This is a genomic window from Mucilaginibacter sp. 14171R-50, assembly GCF_010093045.1.
In the GTDB taxonomy this organism is placed as follows: Bacteria; Bacteroidota; Bacteroidia; order Sphingobacteriales; family Sphingobacteriaceae; genus Mucilaginibacter.
The window spans coordinates 291,370-314,585 of record NZ_CP048115.1 but is presented as its reverse complement, the minus strand read 5'-3'; the positions used below and the strand labels follow the sequence as shown (position 1 = coordinate 314,585).

Below are 23,216 nucleotides of genomic sequence, written 5' to 3'. Positions count from 1 at the left end.
CACATTTATGCTTATATCTATCATTGCAGGTGCCCGCCCTAATTTCATGAAAATAGCGCCAATTATCAGTGCTATTGAAGATGCCGTATCAAACGGAAAAAATATCAAATACCGATTGATACACACCGGGCAGCATTATGACAAAAAAATGTCCGGTGATTTTTTTGAACAGTTAGGTATACCTGAACCTGATGCTAATCTTTCAGCCGGAGGCGGAACGCAGGCGGAGCAAACTGCAGCAATTATGGTCGGTTTCGAAAAAGAGCTAATTGCAAACCCGGCAGATATAGTATTAGTTGTAGGTGATGTAACTTCAACAATGGCTTGTGCTATTGTTGCCAAAAAATTACACACTAAAGTTGCCCATGTTGAAGCGGGGATACGCAGTGGCGACTGGACAATGCCCGAGGAGATTAATCGCATGGTTACAGATGCCATTACCGATTATTTTTTTACCACATCGGCTACTGCCAATGATAATTTAAGAAAAGCAGGAATATCAGACGAGCGTATATTTTTTGTGGGCAACACCATGATAGATACCTTGTTAAAGCAGATGCCGAACTTTAAACAGCCAGAGGTTTGGGCCGAACTTAACTTACAGCCTAAACAGTATATTGTAATGACGCTTCACCGCCCGGCCAATGTAGACGAAGAGGAAGGTCTGCAACAACTAATGACCGCCATAGTAGAATCATCGCAGGGGTTGCCGCTTGTGTTCCCGGTTCATCCACGTACAGCAAAAATGCTTGATAACGCGGGGATAAGCGCGCCAAATTTGCATATGATAGAACCGCTGGGCTACCTGGAGTTTAATTATTTGGTGCAACATTCTAAAGCGGTAGTTACCGACTCGGGAGGGATTACGGAAGAAACAACAATTATGGGCGTTCCGTGTATGACATTGCGCGACAATACGGAAAGACCTGAAACTATTAATATAGGTACAAACGAGTTGCTTGGCACAAACCCCAAAGCCATTGGGCCGGCCTTTGAAAAACTTTTTAAAGGTGAATGGAAAAAGGGAAGAATACCAGAGTTGTGGGATGGTAAAACTGCAGGGCGAATTGTAGATAACTTGTTAACATTAGAAAAATAAATACGGCTGTGATCAATAAGGTTTTATTACTTGCCCGCACCGTTAAACATTTAAAATTCAAACAGGTTGCATATCAATTATACTATCGGTTAAAAAAGACCCACAACCTGTACTGGTTCAAAAATAAAATCAAGGCCGCGCCGGTTTACAAGCCGCTAAATTTTAACATAAACTATCAGTTAGCAGACATCGTTCAACCAGCTAACACTTTCAACTTCTTAAATCTGCAACATTCCTTTAACAAGGCTATTGATTGGAACTACCAGGGCTACGGAAAGCTGTGGAACTATAACCTTCAATATTTCAACTACCTGCACCAGCCTGATATCACAGATGAGCAAAAGCAAGAATTATTGGTTGATATTGGCAGATGGCTTGAAACCGGAAAACTTCGGCTTGAACCATACCCGGTGGCATTAAGGGTAATGAATACTATCCGTTTTATAAGTGTAGGGGATATAAAAAACCCAACTATAATACAAGATATTTATGCCCAGTTAGCTTACTTAAATGATAATCTTGAGTATCATTTGCTTGGTAATCACCTGCTGGAAGATGCATTTGCTTTATTTATGGGCGGCCACTTTTTTAATATGGGCGTCTGGAGCAAAACAGCAAAGGCAATACTTTACAAGGAACTCACCGAACAGGTGTTAGATGATGGTGCTCACTTTGAACTGAGCCCGATGTATCATCAGATTATTTTTTTCAGGGTATTAGAACTTTTTGATTGGTATAAAAATATTAATGATGATGATGCCTTTTTAAGCTTTATTAAGCAAAAGGCCGCTGATATGCTGGGATGGCTGCAATTGATAAGCTTTAAGAACGGAGACATACCCCATTTTAATGACAGTGCACCCGGCATCACGTTTACAACACCTCAGCTGCAGTCTTTTGCGAAGCAGGAGAAAATTGAACCAAACCATCAACTGATCTTAAAAGGGTCGGGGTATAGAAAGTTTCATTCGCAAAAATACGAATGTGCAATAGATGTGGGTGCTATCGGGCCGTCTTATCAGCCCGGCCACGGCCATGCTGATGCGCTGTCATTTGTGTTATATATTAATAACGAGCCGTTAATTGTTGATACAGGCACCTCAACTTACCAAATCGGGAGCCGGCGAAGCCTGGAGCGTGCCACAAGGGCTCATAACACCGTTGAAATTGGGGGAAAAGACCAATCGGAGGTATGGGGTGGGTTTAGGGTAGGCAACCGTGCAAAAGTAGTTATCGATAACGAGTCGGCAAATGTTTTAACAGCCAGTCATAATGGCTACCAGAAAAGCTTTGGCACTAATCATCAAAGAAAGTTTAATTTTGCCCCGGATATTATCAGCATTACCGACGTTCAATCTGCAGAAGGTATCTGGGCTAAAGCATATTTTCACTTTCACAGCAATTGTAAAGTAGCAATAACAGCTGCTAATGAGGCCAAAGTTGAGGGGTATGCAAGCCTGATTTTTAAGGGCGCAACCAACTTAATATTGGAGCCATACCAACTTGCTAACGGGTACAACAGCTATCTGCCGGCTTTTTGTCTGTCGGCAACTTTTGAGAATGAGTTGCAAACTGATATTATATTAAACGACCAATGAAAAGAATATTATATCTAAGCTTTTATTTCGAACCTGATTTATGTGCCGGGTCGTTTCGTAATTCGCCGCTTGCAAAAGAACTGGCAAGGCAAGCTAAAGGCAAAGCCATTATTGATGTAATTACCACCGTACCCAACCGGTATAGTACCTTTAATACGCAGGCGCCGGCTTTTGAAGAGCATGAGAATATTACTGTTAACCGCATATTGATACCCAAGCACAATAGCGGCTTTACCGACCAGATCAATTCTTTCAAAACGTACTTTTTTGAAACGTATAAGATAATTAAAGGCAAAAAGTATGATATGGTTTTCGCCTCCTCTTCACGTTTGTTTACTGCATATCTGGGATATAGTATCGCCCGCAAGCAACGCATTCCGTTGTATCTTGATATCCGCGATATTTTCATCGATACCATGCAGGACGTTTTAAAGAGCAAATTGCTGAAAACTGCGGTATTGCCCGTACTAAAACAAATAGAAAAAAAGGTATTTAACTATGCAACACACATAAACCTCATATCCGGCGGGTTTGAATCATATTTCGAAAAGTATAATAAAGCCTCGTATTCTTCATTCTCAAATGGCATAGATCCGGAGTTTTTACATCTAAAACCCAGTAACTCTGTCCCTAATAAAGAGCAATACATTATAACCTATGCCGGTAATATGGGCGAGGGGCAGGGCCTTCATAAAATAATACCCCAGGCAGCGAAATTGCTGGGCGATAAATATAAATTTTTGGTGATTGGCGATGGGGGCGTAAAGCAAAAATTGGTTAATGCTATAACAGAAGCGGGATTGAAGAATATAGAATTGAGAGACCCGGTATCGCGGAAAGAGTTACTTGATATCTACGATCAATCAGATTTTCTTTTCCTTCACCTTAATGATTATAAGGCATTTGAAAAGGTGCTCCCTTCGAAAATATTTGAATTGGCGGCTTATGACAAGCCAATAGTGGCCGGGGTGGCCGGCTTTGCAAACCGGTTTATAGCCGATAACGTGCCGAATCGCATTTTATTTTTGCCCGGCGATGCCGAAGAAATGGTTAAACAGCTAAATGCTTACGAATATAAAAACTACTTCCGGGTCGATTTTTTGAAAAACTTTACCCGCGAAAACATTAATGCCAATATGGCGAAATCAATATTATCATATTTAAAATGAGTAGTATTTTAATGTCAGGGGTGTCGGGCTTTGTTGGTCAAAACCTCAGCCTTCATCTAAAGGAAAAGGGCCATGACATCATTTCTTTAATAAGACATGCTCATGCCGGCAATTCAGTTGGAGATATCTCATGGGACAACCTGGCCGCTTTAAAAACTATGCATCTTAATGCTTATGTTCATTTAGCCGGCAAGGCACATGATCTTAAGAATACATCTGACCCAGAAGAATACTTCACAGTAAATACAGGCTTAACAAGTAAGCTGTTTGATTCGTTTTTGCAGGGCACAGCAAGTACTTTTATTTTTTTTAGCAGTGTTAAGGCTGCAACAGATAGTGTTGAGGGCGTACTTACCGAAGATATAACACCACAGCCTAAAACTCCATACGGCGAATCTAAATGCCGAGCGGAGGCTTATATTTTGAGCCGGCAGCTGCCAACCGGTAAGCGCGTGTTTATATTACGACCGTGTATGATACACGGGCCGGGAAACAAGGGTAACCTGAATTTGCTGTACCAGGTGGTAAAAAAGGGCATACCGTACCCACTTGCGGCATTCGATAATAAAAGGTCCTTTTTGTCAATAGCCAACCTCAATTTTGTAGTAGAAAGTATATTGGCCAACCCCGCCTTACCGGGGGGGATCTACAACCTTGCAGACGACGAGCCGCTATCTACTAACCAACTAATTAAGCTTTTAGCTACCGTAAGTGGCCGCAAAGCACGCCTTTGGAAGATAGCACCCGGAGTAATCAAGACAATAGCTTCTATCGCAGATATATTACATTTGCCCCTTAACAACGAGCGGCTTAAAAAACTTACTGAAAACTTTGTGGTGTCCAATCAAAAGGTAAAACAGGCCTTAAATATAAGTTTGATGCCCGTTTCTGCCCGCGAAGGCCTTACTCAAACAATTAAAAGCTTTAGTACTGAATAAACCGTTATGCTTTACATCATTCTGTTTCCATTGTTTTTTGGCGCTATGCTGCTGTATTTCCGCATCGCAGATCACTATAATATAATTGACCATCCAAATGAACGCAGCTCGCATTCAATTATCACTATACGTGGCGGCGGTATTATATTTTTAATAGCAGCGCTGGTTTTAATGGGGTGGCATTTTAACGAATTTTATATACCCATGTTAGGTACATTGGTTATTGGAGTGATCAGCTTCCTGGATGATATGCATACGCTGTCCAGCCGTATCAGAATAATCATTCAATTAATAGCGGTGAGTTTAATGTTTTGGTACCTGAACTTATACCATTTAAACCCCGTGGCCGTTATTGCCGCTTATATTATTGTTATTGGTATTATAAATGCCTACAACTTTATGGATGGCATCAATGGTATTACTGGGTTGTATAGCCTGGTAGTGTTATCCGGCTTGCAGTATATCAACATCAGGGCGGTGCATTTTATTGATGCGGATATGATATGGCTGCCCATAATTGCCTGTTTAGTGTTTTTATTTTTCAACTTCCGGAAGCGGGCAAAGTGTTTTGCGGGCGACGTGGGTAGTGTTACAATAGCTTTTTGGATTACCCTGCTTTTATTTAAAATAATGTTATTTACCGGTAATTGGACTTATATATTATTCTTATCCATTTACGGTGTTGACACGGTATTAACTATAATATACAGGTTAATACTTAAACAGAATATTTTTAAAGCACACCGGCTACACCTGTATCAATTACTTGCCAACGAGTGTAAGTTACCCCATTTGCTGGTTTCAACAGTATATGCGTTTGTACAGTTAATAGTTATTTTAATAGTTATACAAAACAGCACCTATTCATCTATTTTATTATCTTTATTAATAATATTACCTTTGATACTAATATATATCATAACACGGTTGGGTTTAACAAAAGGTAATATTTAAACCATATAAAACAAAACTTACGTTAATTGGTTATAGAGTTCCCCGCAGTTGCATATCTTGGCTTTCTCTTAAGTTAATTATTTAATAACCTTGAGAATTTTAGTAAAATGATAAAAGATGTTACCTTTACTTTTGATATCTGCAATGACACTTATAATATAAACTCATGAAAAAGTATTTACTGTTCAGTAAGGTTGTGCCCAGATGGATAATAATGATATTAGACTTTGTTATTATTACATGGTCCTTTGCATCATCATATCTTATCGTAAACCGCTTTGAGTTCGCAAATATATTAAGAGGATATTTTTTTATATATACAGGTATTTACTGTATAGTAGCCGCTTTGGTAATGTATTTAATGCGTGTGCATACCGGCCTTATCAGGTATTCAAATACAAGGGACGTGCTGCGGATATTTGGTTCGGTATTTATTAGCAGTATAGTTTACATTACAGTAATTACATTTTGGGTTAAGCCCTTTTTTGGCATTAACACCGCAACAATCGATCTGGTTTTGCTGGTAAATTTTTCGGTGTCTAGCACGTTGCTGATTTTATTACGCAGCGCTGTAAAAAGTGCCTTTAATTATCTTAACAATTACTCAAGTTCCAAAAAAACCGTTGTTGTTATTTATGGCTCTGATACCAGCGCGGTTTTAGTTAAACAAGCCTTAGAAGCAAGTGCCAAAACAAACTTTGTTATTGCAGGGTTTGTTGACACAGACTCGAGCAAGATCAATAAAGAAATACAACAGGTTAGGGTTTATGATATCAACAAACTTGCCAAGCTGAAAGAGAAGCGTGCCATTGATAAAATGATCATCATGAACCACCATCTTGATGAGCAATCAAAAAAAACCGCGCTGGAGGCCTGCCTTGCTTTAGGCATACAGGTGCTTACCGTGCCACCGTCAGACCAATGGATTTACGGTAAACTTAATATGCAGCAAATAAAGGACCTTAAGATTGAGGATTTATTGCAGCGCAAAACTATCCAGATAGATACCACACGCATATCTGAAGACTTGCAGGGAAAACGTGTGTTAATTACCGGGGCCGCAGGGTCTATCGGATCAGAAATTGTACAACAGGTATTACAGTATAGCCCGGCAATGGTTATCCTTTGTGATCAGGCAGAATCGCCGTTACACGATATCCGCCTGGAGGTAGAAGAAAAGTTTGCTAAAGTACCGGTGAAAATATTTATTGGTGATATCAGGAACTACTACCGTATGGAAAAGCTGTTCGCTGATTATCATCCCGAAGTAGTTTATCACGCCGCCGCGTACAAACATGTGCCGATGATGGAAGAAAATCCGTCTGAGGCAGTAAGAGCCAATGTGCTGGGTACAAAAAACATTGCCGACCTTTCGCTTGCTTATGGGGTGCGAAAATTTGTGATGGTATCTACCGACAAGGCGGTTAACCCTTCAAACATAATGGGCACTACCAAACGGATTGCCGAAATTTATATCCAATCCCTTAAAGATAGCCCGGCTAATAAAGGTACCTGCTTTATTACTACACGTTTTGGTAATGTATTAGGCTCAAACGGCTCGGTAATACCGCGTTTTAGGGCACAAATACAAAAAGGCGGGCCTATTACTGTAACCCATCCTGAAATAACCCGTTATTTCATGACCATCCCCGAAGCTGTGCACCTGGTGTTAGAGGCCGGTACTATGGGCAGCGGCGGCGAAATATTTATTTTTGATATGGGCGAACCGGTCAAAATTGTGGACCTGGCCCTTAAAATGATAAAACTTGCAGGTTTACAGCCCGATAGGGATATAAAAATTGTTTACTCAGGCTTGCGACCAGGCGAAAAATTATACGAAGAACTGCTTAATCATGGCGAAAATACCAAGCCCACCCATCACGAGAAGATAAAGATATCAGAGGTGATAAATTATCCTTATCAACAGGTTGCGGAGGACATCAAAGAGCTTCTTTTGTTGAATAAGCAAAATGATGAAATGGCGATGGTAAACAAAATGAAGGAGATTGTGCCGGAGTTTATAAGCAAAAACTCAAAATTCGAACACCTGGACAATAAGCGGGAATTAAGCATGAAAACCGAGTCCAGCAAATTACGTGTATTGCAAGACTAATTAGCAGCCAGTTTCTTCAGGATATTCATACACGCCCCGGTAACGGCTATTCAGCTTATCAAATTTTATTGAGTATAATTGCAATACAAAAAACGCCCCCGGGTTTTGCAGTTAATGAAAAGTATTGCCCAAAAAGTATTTGATATCGAGATAGCATCGTTGCAGTATGTAGCGTCGATGCTAGATGAGCAGTTTACTAACGCAGTTGATGCCATTCTTAGGTCGACCGGTAAGCTTGTAGTTTGCGGGATGGGTAAATCAGGCCACATAGGCAAAAAGATATCGGCTACGTTTACAAGTACCGGCACCCCAAGTTTTTTTATGCACCCTGCCGAAGCCTTTCATGGCGATTTGGGCATGATCAGCGGCGATGATGTGGTCATTCTGGTATCCTATTCAGGCGAAACTGAAGAGGTGCTTAAGATTGTGCCTTACCTCCGCTACAATAAAAATGTATTTATAGCTATAACGGGTAACCCTAATTCTACCCTCGCTAAAAACGCTACTTATCATTTAAATATTTGCGTTACACAAGAAGCTTGTCCCCTTGAACTCGCACCCACGTCGTCAACCACGGCTACACTGGTTATGGGCGATGCGCTGGCGGTAGCCCTGATGACAGCCAGGGATTTTTCGCCTGCTGATTTTGCACGTTTTCACCCTGGTGGAAGGCTTGGCCGTAAGTTACTGGTTAGGGTAAAAGATGTTATGCTTACCGATAAGCTACCGTTTATTGATAGTAAGGCAACTTTTACACAACTTGTATTGCAAATGAGCGAGGGCAAGCTCGGAATGGTTATAGTTGGCACACGCGATAAAGTAGCCGGCGTAATCACCGATGGCGACCTTCGTCGCGGATTGGTAAAGTACGGCGATATTCATCAATTGCCGATCACCGAACTAATGAACCCCGACCCAAAGACCATTAATGAGCATGAATTGGTTTATGACGCCGAAACGCTGATGATGGAACGCAAAATAACGACACTGCTGGTGCACGATGACGAAAATATGTTAACAGGTGTTTATCAAATTTTTAACCGGGGTTAACTATGAAGGCTATTATTGTGATACCCGCTCGTTTAAGATCTACCCGGTTACCACGCAAAGTACTGCTGGATCTGGGCGGTAAACCCGTTATACAACGTGTTTACGAAGCCTGCCTTAAGGCTACGCTGTATCACCAGATCTGGATTGCAGCCGACAGCGACGAAGTGTTTAATGTTTGCAGGTCTTTTACTTCGAATGTAATAATGACCCGCGAAGACCATCCGAGTGGCACTGACCGCATCGCAGAGGTTATCGAAAAAATAGCTTGCGATGTGGTAGTAAACGTACAGGGCGACGAACCCTTTGTTGATGCCGGTATAATAGATAGATTGATAACCGAGCTACAGCAAAGCGATGCCCCGATGGCAAGCGTATATGCCCCCGTACAAAACATTGACGAGTTGAACAACCCTAACCTGGTTAAGGTAATAACCGACATAAATCATGATGCCATATATTTCTCCAGATATCCAATACCATTTTCCAGGGATGGAGAGATAAGCGACACATCGGTTTATAAAAAACACATGGGGATATATGCTTATAAAGCGTCTTTTTTAAAAGCGTTTGTTACCATGCCGATATCTTTTTTGGAAAACACCGAGAAACTAGAGCAGCTTAGGGCAATAGAGAACGGCTACAAAATTAAAATGATTGAAGTAAAGGGCATCGAGAAAGGGATAGACACCCCCGAAGACCTGGAACTTGCACTTAAAAAGATAAAAGAAAATGGCATTATATAAAGATATTACCGAAAAACCGTTTTTTATTGTTGGCCCATGTGTAATGGAAAACCAGGACTTGTTGTACACAGTAGCCGAAAAGGTTGCAGATATAGGCAGCAAATACCCTGTAACCGTTATTTTCAAGTCGTCGTTTGATAAGGCTAACCGTACCAGCGTACATGCTTATCGCGGGCCGGGCCTTGCAAGGGGGATGGAGATGCTGAACAATGTTAAAGATAAATTTAACCTGCCGGTTACTACAGATATACATGAGCCTTTCCAGGCGGCAGCATGTGCCGAGGTGGTAGACATATTACAGATACCTGCATTCCTGTGCCGGCAAACAGATCTGCTGGTGGCAGCTGCAGAAACAGGCAAAATAGTAAATATCAAAAAAGCACAGTTTCTATCCGGTCAGGATATGTTTTATCCTGCGCAAAAGGTGAAAGAATCAGGGAATGATCAGATCATTCTTACTGAAAGGGGCAATTCGTTTGGCTACAACAACCTCGTTGTTGATTTTAGGAATGTGGCTGATATGGCCGAGTTTGGCTATCCGGTTTGTATGGATTGCACCCACTCGGTACAACGTCCCGGCGGCGCAGGGGGTAAAACCGGCGGCGATCGCAAGTTTGTACCTAATATGTCGCTGGCGGCTAAAGCATTTGGAGCAAGTGGATATTTTATAGAAACCCATCCCGACCCGAATCATGCGTTAAGCGATGGGCCCAATATGCTTTATCTAAAAGATCTGGAAGAACTGATAATATCGTTGATAAACTAATGCTTTTAAGCGTTGACATTTAAGCTGTTAAGTTTAATGCTAAGCTTTCATCTTTTTACCGTGCTGCGGCTTGTAATTCACTACGGTCTGCATTTTTTTGCGCCAGGCTTACTGGCACTGATATTTTTCAGGAAAATATGGCAAAAGGCATGGCTGATAATGGTTGCTACCATGTTGGTAGATGCCGACCACTTGCTGGCCAAACCCATCTTTGACCCTACAAGGTGCAGTATAGGTTTTCATCCGCTGCATTCATATTACGCTATCGCTATATATGTTATACTGCTGTTTGTACCAAAAACCAGGATAATAGCCATAGGTTTGCTTTTTCATATGCTTGCAGACTATCAGGATTGCCTGTGGATAGGGTAGCCTCGCCCTGATCAATAATCCGGCTTGTTCTCCAGGCCTTTCCATTGATCAAATATGGCCAGCGCTTCGGTATGCATCATTTGTACACAAGGCAATTTACGCTCATCCATCGGTTTTTCCAGTTCATTGTAAATAAAGTGATCGTCAAAACCAATATCCGCGGCGTCCTTTTTGGTGTTGGCATAGTATATTTTGCTTATACGAGCCCAATAAATAGCGCCCAGGCACATAGGGCAGGGCTCGCAGCTCGTATATATCTCGCATCCTTCAAGGTCAAAGGTGCCCAGCTCCTGGCAGGCCAAACGTATAACAGATACTTCGGCGTGTGCTGTCGGGTCATTTTGCTGTATAACCCTGTTGGCACTTCGGGCTACCACCATCCCATCCTTTACTATCACTGCGCCAAAGGGGCCGCCCTGCGCTTGCCTTACATTATATTCAGACAGGTCTATGGCCATCTGCATGAATTTTTCGTTTCCGGTTTCTTCCATCACCTTAAATTAAAAAACCCCGGCTAAAAGCCGGGGTTTTAAATTACATTATTTTTTTGATGTGCGCATCAGCACATTTATCTATTATTTTTTGTCTTTAGCGTAAGCTTCATTCAATCTTTTGATAACATCAGCAGTTACATCAAGGCTTGGGTCACCATAAAGCATAGTAGTGTTGCCTTTTTGGTAGGTTAATATCATTTTGTAACCTTTTTCTTTAGCATAAGCTTTGGTAAACTCCACCAGTTTGTCGTAAAGTTTGGTTTGCTCGCTCAACTGGTCGTTTTGTACCTGGGCACCGGCATTTTGCTGGTATTGCTGAAACTCCTGCCCCTTTTTCTGTAAGCGTTGCTCAGTAGCCTGGCGCTGGTCGGCCGGCATGGTAGCAGCAGCCTTTTGGTACTCAACGTATTCGCGCTGAATGGCCTGCTGGCGCGATGCCACATCGCTTTGGGCTGCTTTACCTTTATCATTAAGGCGTTTATCCATATCCTTAATGTATTCGTATTTGGCAACTAACGAATCCTGGTTTATATAAACAATTTCGGGAGCAGCGCTATTGGTTGTGCCTGCAGTAGTAGCCGCGGCAGGTTTAGTATCAGTTTTATTTTGGTTACAAGCAGATACACCTGCAGCAATTAATATTGCCAATACTGATTTTGTAACAATTGAAGCCTTGATTTTCATTGTATTTATCTTAAAAAAATTTTGACAAATATAATCTTTCAGTACAAGTTTCCTAATCATTAATTAAGATGTTTATTACTGTCATATTTATCAACAATCAAACTTATGTTAAACAATGTTTAGCTTTATGTGAAGCAAAAATCGTATTTTTGTGTATAAACTCCACCTGGAGAAGAGGTTATTTTTTTAATCAAATATGAGCGAAGAAAATCAGGATAAATCAAATTACTCAGCGGATAATATACAGGTTTTAGAAGGCCTGGAAGCTGTACGTAAAAGGCCTTCGATGTACATCGGTGATACAGGCGTAAAAGGCCTTCATCACCTGGTTTACGAGGTAGTTGATAACTCGATAGACGAGGCACTTGCCGGCTACTGTGATACTATTAATGTTACTATACATAAGGGTAATGCCATAACGGTTGTAGATAATGGCCGCGGTATACCCACAGGTATCAATACAAAAGAACAAAAATCGGCCCTTGAGATAGTAATGACCGTGCTGCATGCAGGCGGTAAATTTGATAAAGATACTTATAAGGTATCAGGAGGTTTGCATGGTGTGGGTGTAAGTTGCGTTAACGCGCTGTCCGTTCATGTTAAAACCGTTGTGCATCGCGAGGGTAAAATATTTACACAAGAGTACGAGCGTGGTAAACCGTTATTCCCTGTAAAAGAAATAGGGGTATCTGACAAAACAGGTACAACCCAAACTTTTCAGCCTGATCCGGAAATCTTTACAACAACAACCGAGTACAAGTTTGATACGTTGGCTACCCGCTTGCGCGAACTGGCCTTCTTGAACAAAGGCATACGTTTAACGTTAACTGACGAACGTGAAGAAAATGCCGACGGGAAATTTCCAACCGAAGAGTTCTTTTCTGAAGGCGGTTTAAAAGAGTTTGTTAAATACCTTGATGGCACCCGTGTCTCTATTATTCCTGAACCTATTTACGTAGAGGGCATAAAACAAGGGATACCTGTAGAACTTGCACTGCAATACAACGATACTTATTCAGAAAATGTGCATTCGTATGTAAATAACATTAATACTATTGAAGGTGGTACTCACGTTGCCGGTTTCAGAATGGGGCTTACCCGTACGCTTAAGGCTTATGCTGATAAAGAGGGCCTGCTTAAAAATGTTAAGGTTGATGTTACAGGCGATGACTTTCGTGAAGGGTTAACAGCTGTCATTTCCGTTAAAGTTCAGGAACCACAGTTTGAAGGGCAAACCAAAACCAAGCTGGGGAACAGCGAGGTGAGTGGCGCGGTTAACGTTGCCGTAGGCGAAATTTTAGGCAATTACCTTGAGGAGAACCCGAGGGAAGCTAAGATGATAGTGCAAAAGGTTATACTTGCCGCTACAGCCCGTGCAGCAGCCCGTAAGGCGCGCGAAATGGTGCAACGCAAGAGTGTAATGAGCGGATCGGGCCTGCCTGGTAAGCTCTCTGATTGTGCCAACAGCGACCCAACCCTGTGCGAATTGTACCTTGTAGAGGGTGATTCGGCGGGTGGTACTGCCAAACAAGGCCGTAACCGCGAATACCAGGCTATACTTCCGTTAAGGGGTAAGATACTGAACGTGGAGAAGGCCATGGAGCATAAGATATACGAGAATGAAGAAATAAAGAACATGTTTACCGGTCTGGGTGTAAGTATTGGTACACCCGAGGATGCAAAGGCACTGAACCTGACCAAGCTTCGTTATCATAAAATTGTGATTATGACCGATGCGGATGTGGATGGGTCGCACATTACCACATTGATCCTTACTTTCTTCTTCCGATATATGAAGGAGCTGGTTGAGTACGGTTACGTGTACATTGCCTCGCCGCCACTATATCAGGTTAAAAAGGGTAAAGAGTCGGAATATTGCTGGAGCGACGAGCAGCGCGATAAGGCTATACAGCGACTTAAAGGCCAAGGTAAAGAAGATAGCGTACATGTACAGCGTTACAAAGGTTTGGGCGAGATGAATGCCGAGCAACTATGGGAAACCACCATGAACCCGGCAAACCGTACCCTTAAACAGGTAAGCATTGAAAATGCTGCTGAGTGCGACCATACATTCTCTATGCTGATGGGTGACGAAGTTGCCCCACGCCGAGAATTTATTGAGAAAAATGCACGTTACGCACGTATAGATACCTAAGGGATGTACGTTAAATAGTACAAAAGCCCCGCTTTAAGCGGGGCTTTTTTTGCTTCTTTAATTGAACCTTTTATATTTATATACATAATTTTCTTATATATATAAGTTTTTTTATATTTGGATCATGAAGTCCAACCCATTGCTAAAAGGAAGCTTACAAACCATCATTTTAAAACTGCTGGAAGATAACGATCAGATGTACGGATACGAAATAACTCAAAAGGTTAAAGAGGTATCGGAAGGAGGCCTTATGCTTACCGAGGGCGCGCTCTATCCTGCCCTGCATAAATTGGAGGCCGATGGTTATGTGGAAACGTTTACACAGGTGGTTGATAACCGGGTGCGTAAATATTACAGCCTTACCGAACAAGGCGGCAAGGAGGTGACCAGCAAGTTGGCCGAAGCACAGGCTTTCATAGATCAGCTGCAAACATTATTGAATCTTAACCCCGCTACCAAATGAAGCCGACCGAACAACAGCTAAAAGTATTGCAGGATTATTTGTATAAAACACTTAATTATCGTGAAACGTACGAAGAGATATATGATCACATCCTGTCGGCCCTAGAGCATCAACCTCGTAGCATATCTTTTGAAGACGCTATCAATAACATCATCAGAAGCGATTTCGGAAGTCCGGCCAATTTATTGAAACTGGAACAAGCTGGCAAGAAAGTGTTGGTTAAGGATGCCCTCCGTAGGTTTGGAAATTATTTTACCGACTGCTTTAAATTCCCGGGGGTGCTTTATGCATTGGTGGGTGCGCTGCTGGCATATTATATTTTCTCGCACGTGGAGCTTAGCCCTAACGCAATATGGGGCTTATTTGCACTGGTGATCTTTACACCAGGTATTATCTGCCTGTTGCGTTTATACGATACAGGTTATATTTTAGATACTACCCGCAGATCGGCAAAAGATAAATTATTTGAGAACCTGGCGGGTCTGCCTATCCGTATATGCCTTATACCCATTATTGTAACCAATCTTGCACAATTTAAAATATGGGAAAGCAGCAATTATTATGTGCTCACTATATTTTTTGTATTGGGTGTGTTTTACAATATAGCTTTATACAAATTATACAAGCGCGAATTTGAAAAAGCTGCCGTTAAATAATTGAACGGTATTACTTTAACAGTAGCCGTTTCTTACCAAAATCAATAACTGCGTTATATCTCATCAGCACATCGCTACCTAAAACACCCAAAACTTCCGGGTGCCCCAGTTCGCGATAGGCTATGTTTATTGTGGACAGATCCAGAACCGCCACTTCAAGCTCGGGTATCAACAGGTCGCCTATCCATATATTTTCGATAAGGGCTGTAGCCGATTCCATGGTGTTGGTGCCCAACCCGGTTGACAGCCTTTCGCTGGCTATAATGGGTGCCGCCTGGTTGGCCTGTCTCAATAGCTGGTGATCAAACGCGGTACGTGATGCGCCGGTATCAAGCACCACTTTAAATGGCGTATTAAATAGGGTAATATCAAGCACCGGGTGAAAGCCGTCGCCATGCAGATCAATTATATTTAAAGGAACTAGTACAGTATTTTTAGCCATTAGTTATTCGCTTTGGTTTTCCGCATAAGTACGCTTATTGTAATAGACGAGCTTAGGCCGATAATATTACATTCATTAAAACGGATAACCAATAGCAATGTTAAAGATCGCGTTTTTAAAACTTGGGCTTATAGATCGTGTACCTCCTGCAGGTGTATAAGGCCTTACAAGTGGGAAACCAAGATCAGTGCGCAGCACCAATATGGTAGCGTCAAACCTTAAACCAAAGCCCGCATCAACAGCCATCTGCTTTATAAAGTCGGGTCCAAAGGTACCACCCGGCTGGTGAGGCTTGGCGTTCCAGATGTTACCGGCGTCGGCGAATAAAGCGCCGTAAACAATACTGAATAACTTTTGGCGGAACTCGACGTTCGCTTCCAACTTTATATCCCCGCTTTGGTCGGCAATAAAGCTGTTGCCGCTTAGCGGGGTAGGGTCAACCGTGCCCGGGCCTATAGACCGTGGCCTAAACCCTCTTAAGCTGTTAGGCCCGCCAATAAAAAACTGCTGGTTATAGGGCAATATGGTTGAGTTGCCGTAAGGCAAACCAACACCAACCAATAATCTTGAAGCAATTTTACTACCGGCGGTAAGCTTATGGAAAAACCTGATCTCTGCCTCGGCCTTCACGTACTGATTAAACACGCTTCCGAACAATTTTTTTACTTTGCCTCCTAAGGTATCGGCACCGGTTAAAAGCCCATACAAATTATTTGATAAGCTTAATTTACCGCGGTAATAAAGGCTATTTGTGCGGTAATCTTCGGTAGTGTTGTCGTAAGTATAAGCATAGCTTGGCCCCATGGTAAACTGCGGATCTATCACGTGTTTAAGCGAAGGGTTGCGGTTTTGCGGATTGCTGATGCTATCTGTATACAGTTGCGTTACATTACGTGGCTTAACATAAGCTACCTCCAGTAAGTTCAACTCGTGCGTTTTATGTATATCTGACTTAAACTGGTACCCAAATGAACCGGTAAAAGAGTTAAGCGAATACAATTTTTGCCTTACTACAGAGGTGTAACCCACTGTTAGTATGGTACGGGGTATATACGCATTAGCTGATTTGATATTGAATGGAATTAACCTAGGCCACGAAAGGCTGGTTTGCACACCGTATTGATAAACATTAAAGCCGCTGTTTTGGCCGCCCACCTGTACATCAGTACTCCCAAAAAGGGTTACTGTTAATAATTCACCACCTTTAAATGCGTTACGGTTTTTCCAGCTCAGGTTCAACTGTGTGCCGGTATAATTAGCCGACGTGGTACGCCCTATAATTTCGGCCTGTAGCGATTTGCGTTTGTACGGGGTAAGAAAGTAGTAAACATCCAGCTTTGGGGAGTCGGGTGTTACATCCTCGAACCTGTTTTTTACATAACGGTAAGGCCCAAGGTTAATAAACCGGTTTAACGAGTTGTTATGAACAGTGCGGCTATAAACATCGTTAGGGTGCAGCAACACCGTATTGGCAAATAAGTAAGGGCGAACCGTATTGCGCGGGTCAATAATATTGTACCAGCGATATGGTTTGGCCTGATCAAGTTTTAGCGACGTATCACGTAAAGAGTAATTAGGATAAACGTAAATGTTACGGATGGTATATATTTCACGGGCCTGCTCGGGGGTAGTCTCTTTTATCTTAACAACAAGGTCCACCTTATGGGTATCAACCGTACTATCAACCCGTACTATAAGCTGCTCTGGCGCAAAATAAAAAAAGCCTTCCTCTTTTAACCGGGTATCAATACGTAACCGCTCGGCTTTAATAACATCCAGGTTGTATTTATCGCCGCTTTTTAACAGCGTTTCGGCTTGTGTACCTTTAATAGCCGTATCCAAATTATTGTCGGTGGCGCTGGGGAAAGTTACATTGCGTATGGTATATGACGGGCCCGGCAATGCCGTAAATACCGCCTTGGCAGTTTTCTTTTTACCTATGGTATCGCCGCTTACGCTGGCCTGAAAATAGCTTTCGTTTTGCAGGCGGTTGGTCATGATCTCGCTGTTCTTTGCAATATCCAACTGGCTTACATATACCGGCGGCTCGCCATATTTACTCAGAAATTTTTGTATAAAGCCATGGCGGTTTTTGGTTTTATAATACAACCAAAGTTTTATGCGCATACCCAGGAGAGATGAATTTGGTTTTGGGCGTATAAGCGCCTTCATTTCGGCGCTGAGGTTTTTCGAGTCGCTTTTGGAGATCGCCTTGTCTTCAACCTTTACAGTGCCGCCCGTGTATAACTTTTCACCTTCGGGCACATATTTGGTGGTACTGCAAGCATTTAAAATAACAGCCAGCGATAATAAATATATTATACGTTTTATCATAAGGTTGTGGTCTGGGTCTTAGTTCTTTCCTCTTTATCTTTTTGCTGCGATGCCTTCTCCTGCTCTTCCTTCAGCTTTTGTTCTTGTTTATACCTGCGGCGCATCTCTCTTTCTTCTTTTGTCCGCTTACGGAATATTTCACGAAAACGGTTATAATCTACGGTAAGCGAGAAACCTATGCCTGTTTCAACGATCTGACCTTGTATTACTACAAATTCATCTTTACGGTAAGCACGTAAGGTATAGCGCCCATCTTTGCTCAGTTTATAATTCACTGATACATTGCCCGCGATATTTGATGTTTTTTGTCCCTGCTGCGCACCCTCCAGGTTGAAATTATTGCCCACCGAAACAGTTAGCCGGTCGTTAAGAAAGCGTTTTGACAAGCCTACGTTCAGGTCGGTTCGGTTGGTTGCCGTACCGGATGAATAGTCTTCGCCGGAAGTTAAACCAAAGTTAAGGTCTACGCCTGATATTAGATCGCCAGCAAGACTGTTTAGCTGATCTGATAATAAACTGCTTACGCTGTTACGTATCGCACCTTCAACACCAGCGCTGCCGCCCTGGCTTTGTAATGGGTTATCTCCAATAAAGTGGCCCAGCACCAATACGCCCAGCACTTGTTTATTCAGTTCGTTAGGGTCTTGCCGTATTTGTGCAAGCCGGGTATCAACTGTGTTGGTTACTTCGCCTGATACGTTATAGTTACTGTCGGGCAGCGTAATGTCAAAGCTGATATCGGGTTTCATTAGCTGGTTACGTAAATTAAGGTTTACGTTAAACGGAAGCTTTTGCTTATACTGTGTAGTGTTTTGTTCTGATAGCTGATTGGCCACCAGGTCAATGGGCGGGACATTGGCTATGTAAATTGCCGTCAGGTCTATGTTGGCGCTGGTGGGGTCACCCGTCCATGTAATAGTGCTGCCTTGTTTAAAGTTGAATTTGCGCGATACAGTGGCGTACGATAAATTGTACGAACCACTGTTAACAATATAAGTGCCGGTTAAACTGGTTTTGCCGCTTGGGTCGATGCCCCCGCTGAGGTGTGCCTCGCCTTTCAGATGTACCACATCGCCGTTACGCTCATCAACCACAATGGTGAAGGCTGCATTTTTATCGATATTTACAGTTGCGTTTACGTCGAGCCCGGTTATTTCCGATTGCTTTAACGAATCGAGCTGGCGAGCCATAAATATTGAATCGGCTTGCGGGGCGCTGGCGTCAAAAAACTCCACCACACCTTTACGGTCTTCAACGGCAGGATCGCTTGATGGTAAAACTATTGCCAGGTCGGTTTTATCGTTAACAGTTAACGTAGCGTCAACTACGGGCTTTGCCATGTCGCCACGTATCTTAATGTTGCTATCCATAAAAAGCTTACCGTAAAAAAGCTTATTATCGGCGCGGGTAGAGTTGATCACCCTGAAATTATTTGAACGGATATCCAGCCCGAATTTAAAGTCGGTATAAGTTGTTGTATAGATTGAACCCGATACGGTTGCTTTGCTTCCGGTAGAGTCAACCAGGGTAAAATCATTAAAGCGGATACCCTCATCATTAAACGTAATGCTTTCCTGCGGCATGGTGAAGTAGGAGTTGAGCATACTTACATTAAAGGCTACCCTGTTAAAACGAATGTCGCCGCGTACGGCGGGTGCATCGGTTGTTCCGGTTATTTTAAGCTGGCCGGTTATGTTGCCGCTGGAATTTTTTATCGCACCGAAACTAAGACCCTCTATGCTTTTCATGCCGAGGTTAACAATATTCAGGTTAAGGTCAAACCGGCTTTGAGGTGCAGTATAATAAAAGCCGTTTAGATCTACCTGGTTCCCTTTGCCTGTAATACTCATTTGGGCAGCGTAGGTGTTTTGAGTTTGATTATTCACCTTAAGCGCTATGTTACCAACAGTATCGCCTTTAAAGTTAAAATCGCTTATGTTAAGGGCCGATGTAAACACAGGCGATTTTTGGAAATTGCTTACTACAGCGTTGCCGTTGATAACGCCGCCCACTAATAACGAGTCCTGTTGTGCCAGTTTGGTCAGGGTTTCTATACGGAAGTTCCGGAAATCAACCGTTATGGGCGAGTTGTATTCGCCAGAGTTACTGTTGGCGCTCAACACCTGGTTAGTGTTAGTGATACTGAAGTTTCGGGCCAGTATGCCTTTAGCGCCATAAAACAAAGCGTTATCGGGGTTAACTGCCCATGGGGTATAATCAAGCAGCAAACCGTTTTCCAAAAAGCTGAACTGATATTGGTTGGGCAGCGCACTAAAGGTACCCGCAAGGCGATAACGCTCTTTTTTTGCATTATCCCTTACTTGCAGGTTAACTCCCAGTTTATTGTTTTGTGCAGCGCCGGTTATACTGGTATAAAGCAGGTCGAGCGATGAACCCACTTTTACCTCATCTACAGTTAGGCCATAATTAAGGGCGTTGTTGCCGGTGTTAATAGCAAGTTTAAGATTGTTTACTGTATTTGTGCCATAAATAACGCGTGGTGCCGAGCCGTTTACTATCAGTTGGCCGGTGGTGCTGTTAAAGCTGCCGTTAAATAATACCGGCGACAGTTGTTTAAGATCGGGCACAAACTGGGTAACCAGCGGAGTTTTAACAAGTCGTGCGTCAAAAGTAAACTGCTGCGGCGAGTACTGCACTTTTGCGCGGGGCGTTTTGCTGCCCAGGCTGGTGTTGTAATATTTATCTATCACATCCTGTACAGCGGGCATAATTTGAGTTAGCTTATACTTACCTGCCATGTGCGCGTAAAACATCGGGGTTTCCAGCTTTAATGTGCTGCTATCGGCATTAGCGGTAGATACCAGGCTTATGGTATCCATTTGAATGCGCTGACCGTTGTTATTCATCACCAGATCTGTAGCCAGTATATTCGCGTTCAGGTAATCCGGGTCAGCGGTAGGCACATCAGCGACGATCTTACCGTGAAAACGCATTGGGTTTGTAGTGAAGTTGAGTTTCTGCAGATTGATGCTATCTACTAAAAGCGTAGCATTAACAGACGGGTGTTTTTTATTCATATTGGCCTTAGCATCAAGGGTTATATTGATGTTAGGGTCTTTCATCCGTGCCTTAGCTACATAGCTGCCATTGCGGGCGGTGCCATTCATCACCAAATTACGATAAGTGTAGCCTTTTACATTTGCACTTACTACATCGCCGTTAAATTTAAGGCTGGCTGTTTTTGGGTCGAGCCCGGCACCGCTGACGGTAGCCTTAGCTGTAACAAAGCCCACCATTTGCGGCTGTTTGGTTAAGGCGCCAACATTAAGATTATTGGCCTTTATATCGGCTGAGTAGGTTTCGCTGCCTTGACGTTTACCGCTCTTCATTGCAGCCACCAGGTCAACCGCGCCATAGCTGCTGCGCAGGGCCATTTTGGTATTAAAGTTTTTCATGCTGCCCTTAAATGTACCCTTCAGGTCCATATTTTCGGGGATGCTTACATTCGGCGGTACAGTACCCTTTGGCACCAGGCGGGCAATATCATTGCGGGTGGTCCGAAAATCATTAATATTAAGGTCAAAGTATGCCTTCTCTACGTTAGGCAGGCCCTGCATGGTAGCAGATGCTTTTACATAGGTGTTACCAAAGCCGCTTATCTCAATGTTAGGGATGCGCAGGTTGTTTACCTGGCCGCTAACACGTCCGTTTATTTTGATGATCGAGTTTGGTGAGGATTTAAACGGTTCCATAGATGCCATAGTTGGCATTAATAACAATACATCACGCAGTCCAAGCTTGCTACCGTCAAGGTTGGCGTTGATGCTTAATCTGCCCAAATCTTTTGTTAACGATTCGATAGAAGGGTATCCCACCTGCAGCTCTTTCTGTATAACCGATGTAGGGGTTTCTACCAGCAGGTCTTTTAGGTAAGCGCTTTTGGGCCCGTAAAAGAATGCTGTGTGAAACTTATTGATCTTTAAACCGCTTTTTTCGGCAAAGGTGAACGAGTTAACTTTGCCTGATAGACTATCTGGTGTATAAGATAGGTCTGTTATGTCGGTATTAAGGTTTTTAACGTCCATGTGTGCGAAATCCAAACCGCGGGGAAGTGGTTTTTGCGCGTCGTTATCAAACTTAATATTATCATTAGCCAGCGTAATGTGGCCTAAACTGGCTGTCCACCCTTTGGCCTGTGTTGTTGAAGTTAGCGTATCAATTTTTTTGATGGTTTTATCAACGGCTTTAGCCACGGTTTGTGGTTTAGCAAAAGTAAGCCCGGCGTTGGTGTTGTCCAGCTTGATAGATTTTATGCCTACATGCTGGTTTTTCATATCTATCTTGTCCATCTCTACCAAAAAGGTACCCAAGTCAACCTTGGCGGCCATTTCGCTGCTCTTATAATCAACCTTTACTTTATCAACGTTTATTTCTCCAAGGGTCAGGTCTAAATTCAGCGGCTTGGTGGCGGTGTCAATTGTTGCCGCTTGCTTAATTGAAGAGCCCGCCGGTGTTTGTATAACTTTGGCGTTAACGCCGCTCAGGTTAATTTTAGGAATTGTAAACTTCATTTTATCCATATCAAAATCCTTGATACGAGTATCAAAGTGCCCCAGCAAAAATTTAACATCGTTACCGGTAGTTACATCCTTATATTTTATATTGATCCTATCAAGGATGATCTTATCCACCGAAAACTTCATGGTAGAGGTGGTATCCTCAGGCTTAACCTCTTTTTTTTGTTCGCCCGCAAAGGCCTTTAAAATATAATCGAAGTTAAAAAGGCTATCGGGGCCGCGGCTAATGTTGGCAGTGATGCCTTCCAGGTTTATCTCGTTTACCTCAACTTTGTTTTTAAGCAATTTTAACAGGGTGATATCAACCTTTAATTTGTCACCGGCAATAAGGGTGTCTTTCTTCTGGTCCTCAAAGTAAACATCCTCTAAGACCAGTAATTTAGGCAGGCCCAAACTAATGTGTCCTATCTCAACTTTAGTATGAATTTTATTTTGAAGAAAAGTGACCGCTTTATCCTTCGCAAAATTTTGCACAGCGGGTACTTGTATTAAAATAACTACAAGCAATATCAAAAATATTACACTTGCAATTATCCAAAGAATAGTTTTAAGAGCTATACGTCCAAATCGTTCCAAATTAGTAAAGGTTAGGGTTTCTGTTCAGATTGTGTTTCATACTTAAAAAATGCTGGCAGCTGTATTTTCAAC

Annotated in this window: 18 protein-coding genes; 13 read left to right on the top strand and 5 right to left on the bottom strand. The window is 42.5% G+C overall.

The genetic code is table 11. From position 1 onward, the window contains the following. The first annotated feature begins 7 nt into the window (after positions 1-7). The 10 genes from wecB (at position 8) to GWR56_RS01335 (ending at position 10,802) form a co-directional block, all read left to right on the top strand. Positions 8-1,099 (top strand): non-hydrolyzing UDP-N-acetylglucosamine 2-epimerase, encoded by a 1,092-nt coding sequence (gene wecB / locus GWR56_RS01380; RefSeq protein ID WP_162429408.1) that lies wholly within the window; start codon positions 8-10, stop codon positions 1,097-1,099. A gap of 8 nt (positions 1,100-1,107) precedes the next feature. Continuing rightward, complete coding sequence (locus GWR56_RS01375; protein WP_162429407.1) at positions 1,108-2,697, top strand: alginate lyase family protein; 1,590 nt, start codon at positions 1,108-1,110, stop codon at positions 2,695-2,697. Beyond that, positions 2,694-3,866 (top strand): glycosyltransferase family 4 protein, encoded by a 1,173-nt coding sequence (locus GWR56_RS01370; protein ID WP_162429406.1) that lies wholly within the window; start codon positions 2,694-2,696, stop codon positions 3,864-3,866. Before GWR56_RS01375 ends, GWR56_RS01370 begins: the two co-directional genes overlap by 4 nt. After that, positions 3,863-4,804 (top strand): NAD-dependent epimerase/dehydratase family protein, encoded by a 942-nt coding sequence (locus tag GWR56_RS01365; protein WP_162429405.1) that lies wholly within the window; start codon positions 3,863-3,865, stop codon positions 4,802-4,804. The genes GWR56_RS01370 and GWR56_RS01365 overlap by 4 nt, the downstream gene beginning before the upstream one ends. A 6-nt stretch (positions 4,805-4,810) precedes the next feature. Further along, positions 4,811-5,758 carry a UDP-GlcNAc--UDP-phosphate GlcNAc-1-phosphate transferase gene (locus GWR56_RS01360; protein WP_162429404.1) on the top strand — a complete coding sequence of 316 codons (948 nt, stop codon included), beginning with the start codon at positions 4,811-4,813 and terminating at the stop codon, positions 5,756-5,758. Positions 5,759-5,924: 166 nt separating this feature from the next. Then, positions 5,925-7,871: a nucleoside-diphosphate sugar epimerase/dehydratase gene (locus GWR56_RS01355; RefSeq protein WP_162429403.1), complete on the top strand. Its 1,947-nt coding sequence runs from the start codon at positions 5,925-5,927 to the stop codon at positions 7,869-7,871. 114 nt (positions 7,872-7,985) lie between these two features. After that, positions 7,986-8,921 (top strand): SIS domain-containing protein, encoded by a 936-nt coding sequence (locus tag GWR56_RS01350; RefSeq protein ID WP_162429402.1) that lies wholly within the window; start codon positions 7,986-7,988, stop codon positions 8,919-8,921. A gap of 2 nt (positions 8,922-8,923) precedes the next feature. Continuing rightward, positions 8,924-9,664, top strand: coding sequence for a 3-deoxy-manno-octulosonate cytidylyltransferase (gene kdsB / locus GWR56_RS01345; RefSeq protein ID WP_162429401.1), 741 nt, complete (start codon positions 8,924-8,926; stop codon positions 9,662-9,664). Next, the gene (gene kdsA / locus GWR56_RS01340; protein WP_162429400.1) at positions 9,651-10,430 is read left to right on the top strand and encodes a 3-deoxy-8-phosphooctulonate synthase; all 780 of its coding nucleotides are present in this window, start codon (positions 9,651-9,653) and stop codon (positions 10,428-10,430) included. The genes kdsB and kdsA overlap by 14 nt, the downstream gene beginning before the upstream one ends. Before the next feature lie 36 nt (positions 10,431-10,466). Beyond that, on the top strand, positions 10,467-10,802 hold the full coding sequence (locus GWR56_RS01335) for a DUF6122 family protein (RefSeq protein ID WP_162429399.1): 336 nt from the start codon (positions 10,467-10,469) through the stop codon (positions 10,800-10,802). Between the two features lie 11 nt (positions 10,803-10,813). Here the strand turns inward: GWR56_RS01335 and GWR56_RS01330 are convergent, their stop codons facing one another. Then, positions 10,814-11,293, bottom strand: coding sequence for a nucleoside deaminase (locus GWR56_RS01330; RefSeq protein WP_162429398.1), 480 nt, complete (start codon positions 11,291-11,293; stop codon positions 10,814-10,816). A gap of 84 nt (positions 11,294-11,377) precedes the next feature. Further along, positions 11,378-11,980: an OmpH family outer membrane protein gene (locus GWR56_RS01325; RefSeq protein ID WP_162429397.1), complete on the bottom strand. Its 603-nt coding sequence runs from the start codon at positions 11,978-11,980 to the stop codon at positions 11,378-11,380. A 196-nt stretch (positions 11,981-12,176) separates the two neighbouring features. On the opposite strand from GWR56_RS01325, the gene gyrB reads away from it, so the two are divergent. The 3 genes from gyrB to GWR56_RS01310 all read left to right on the top strand — a co-directional run bounded on the left by gyrB (position 12,177) and on the right by GWR56_RS01310 (position 15,254). Beyond that, positions 12,177-14,135 (top strand): DNA topoisomerase (ATP-hydrolyzing) subunit B, encoded by a 1,959-nt coding sequence (gene gyrB / locus GWR56_RS01320; RefSeq protein WP_162429396.1) that lies wholly within the window; start codon positions 12,177-12,179, stop codon positions 14,133-14,135. 124 nt (positions 14,136-14,259) lie between these two features. After that, on the top strand, positions 14,260-14,598 hold the full coding sequence (locus GWR56_RS01315) for a PadR family transcriptional regulator (protein ID WP_162429395.1): 339 nt from the start codon (positions 14,260-14,262) through the stop codon (positions 14,596-14,598). Further along, complete coding sequence (locus GWR56_RS01310; protein WP_162429394.1) at positions 14,595-15,254, top strand: hypothetical protein; 660 nt, start codon at positions 14,595-14,597, stop codon at positions 15,252-15,254. Before GWR56_RS01315 ends, GWR56_RS01310 begins: the two co-directional genes overlap by 4 nt. 10 nt (positions 15,255-15,264) lie before the next feature. Here the strand turns inward: GWR56_RS01310 and GWR56_RS01305 are convergent, their stop codons facing one another. The 3 genes from GWR56_RS01305 to GWR56_RS01295 all read right to left on the bottom strand — a co-directional run bounded on the left by GWR56_RS01305 (position 15,265) and on the right by GWR56_RS01295 (position 23,144). Next, on the bottom strand, positions 15,265-15,696 hold the full coding sequence (locus GWR56_RS01305) for an aspartyl protease family protein (RefSeq protein WP_162429393.1): 432 nt from the start codon (positions 15,694-15,696) through the stop codon (positions 15,265-15,267). 75 nt (positions 15,697-15,771) lie between these two features. Continuing rightward, the gene (locus tag GWR56_RS01300) at positions 15,772-18,030 is read right to left on the bottom strand and encodes a BamA/TamA family outer membrane protein (RefSeq protein ID WP_162429392.1); all 2,259 of its coding nucleotides are present in this window, start codon (positions 18,028-18,030) and stop codon (positions 15,772-15,774) included. After that, positions 18,027-23,144: a translocation/assembly module TamB domain-containing protein gene (locus GWR56_RS01295; protein ID WP_162429391.1), complete on the bottom strand. Its 5,118-nt coding sequence runs from the start codon at positions 23,142-23,144 to the stop codon at positions 18,027-18,029. The genes GWR56_RS01300 and GWR56_RS01295 overlap by 4 nt, the downstream gene beginning before the upstream one ends. Between the last annotated feature and the right edge of the window lie 72 nt (positions 23,145-23,216).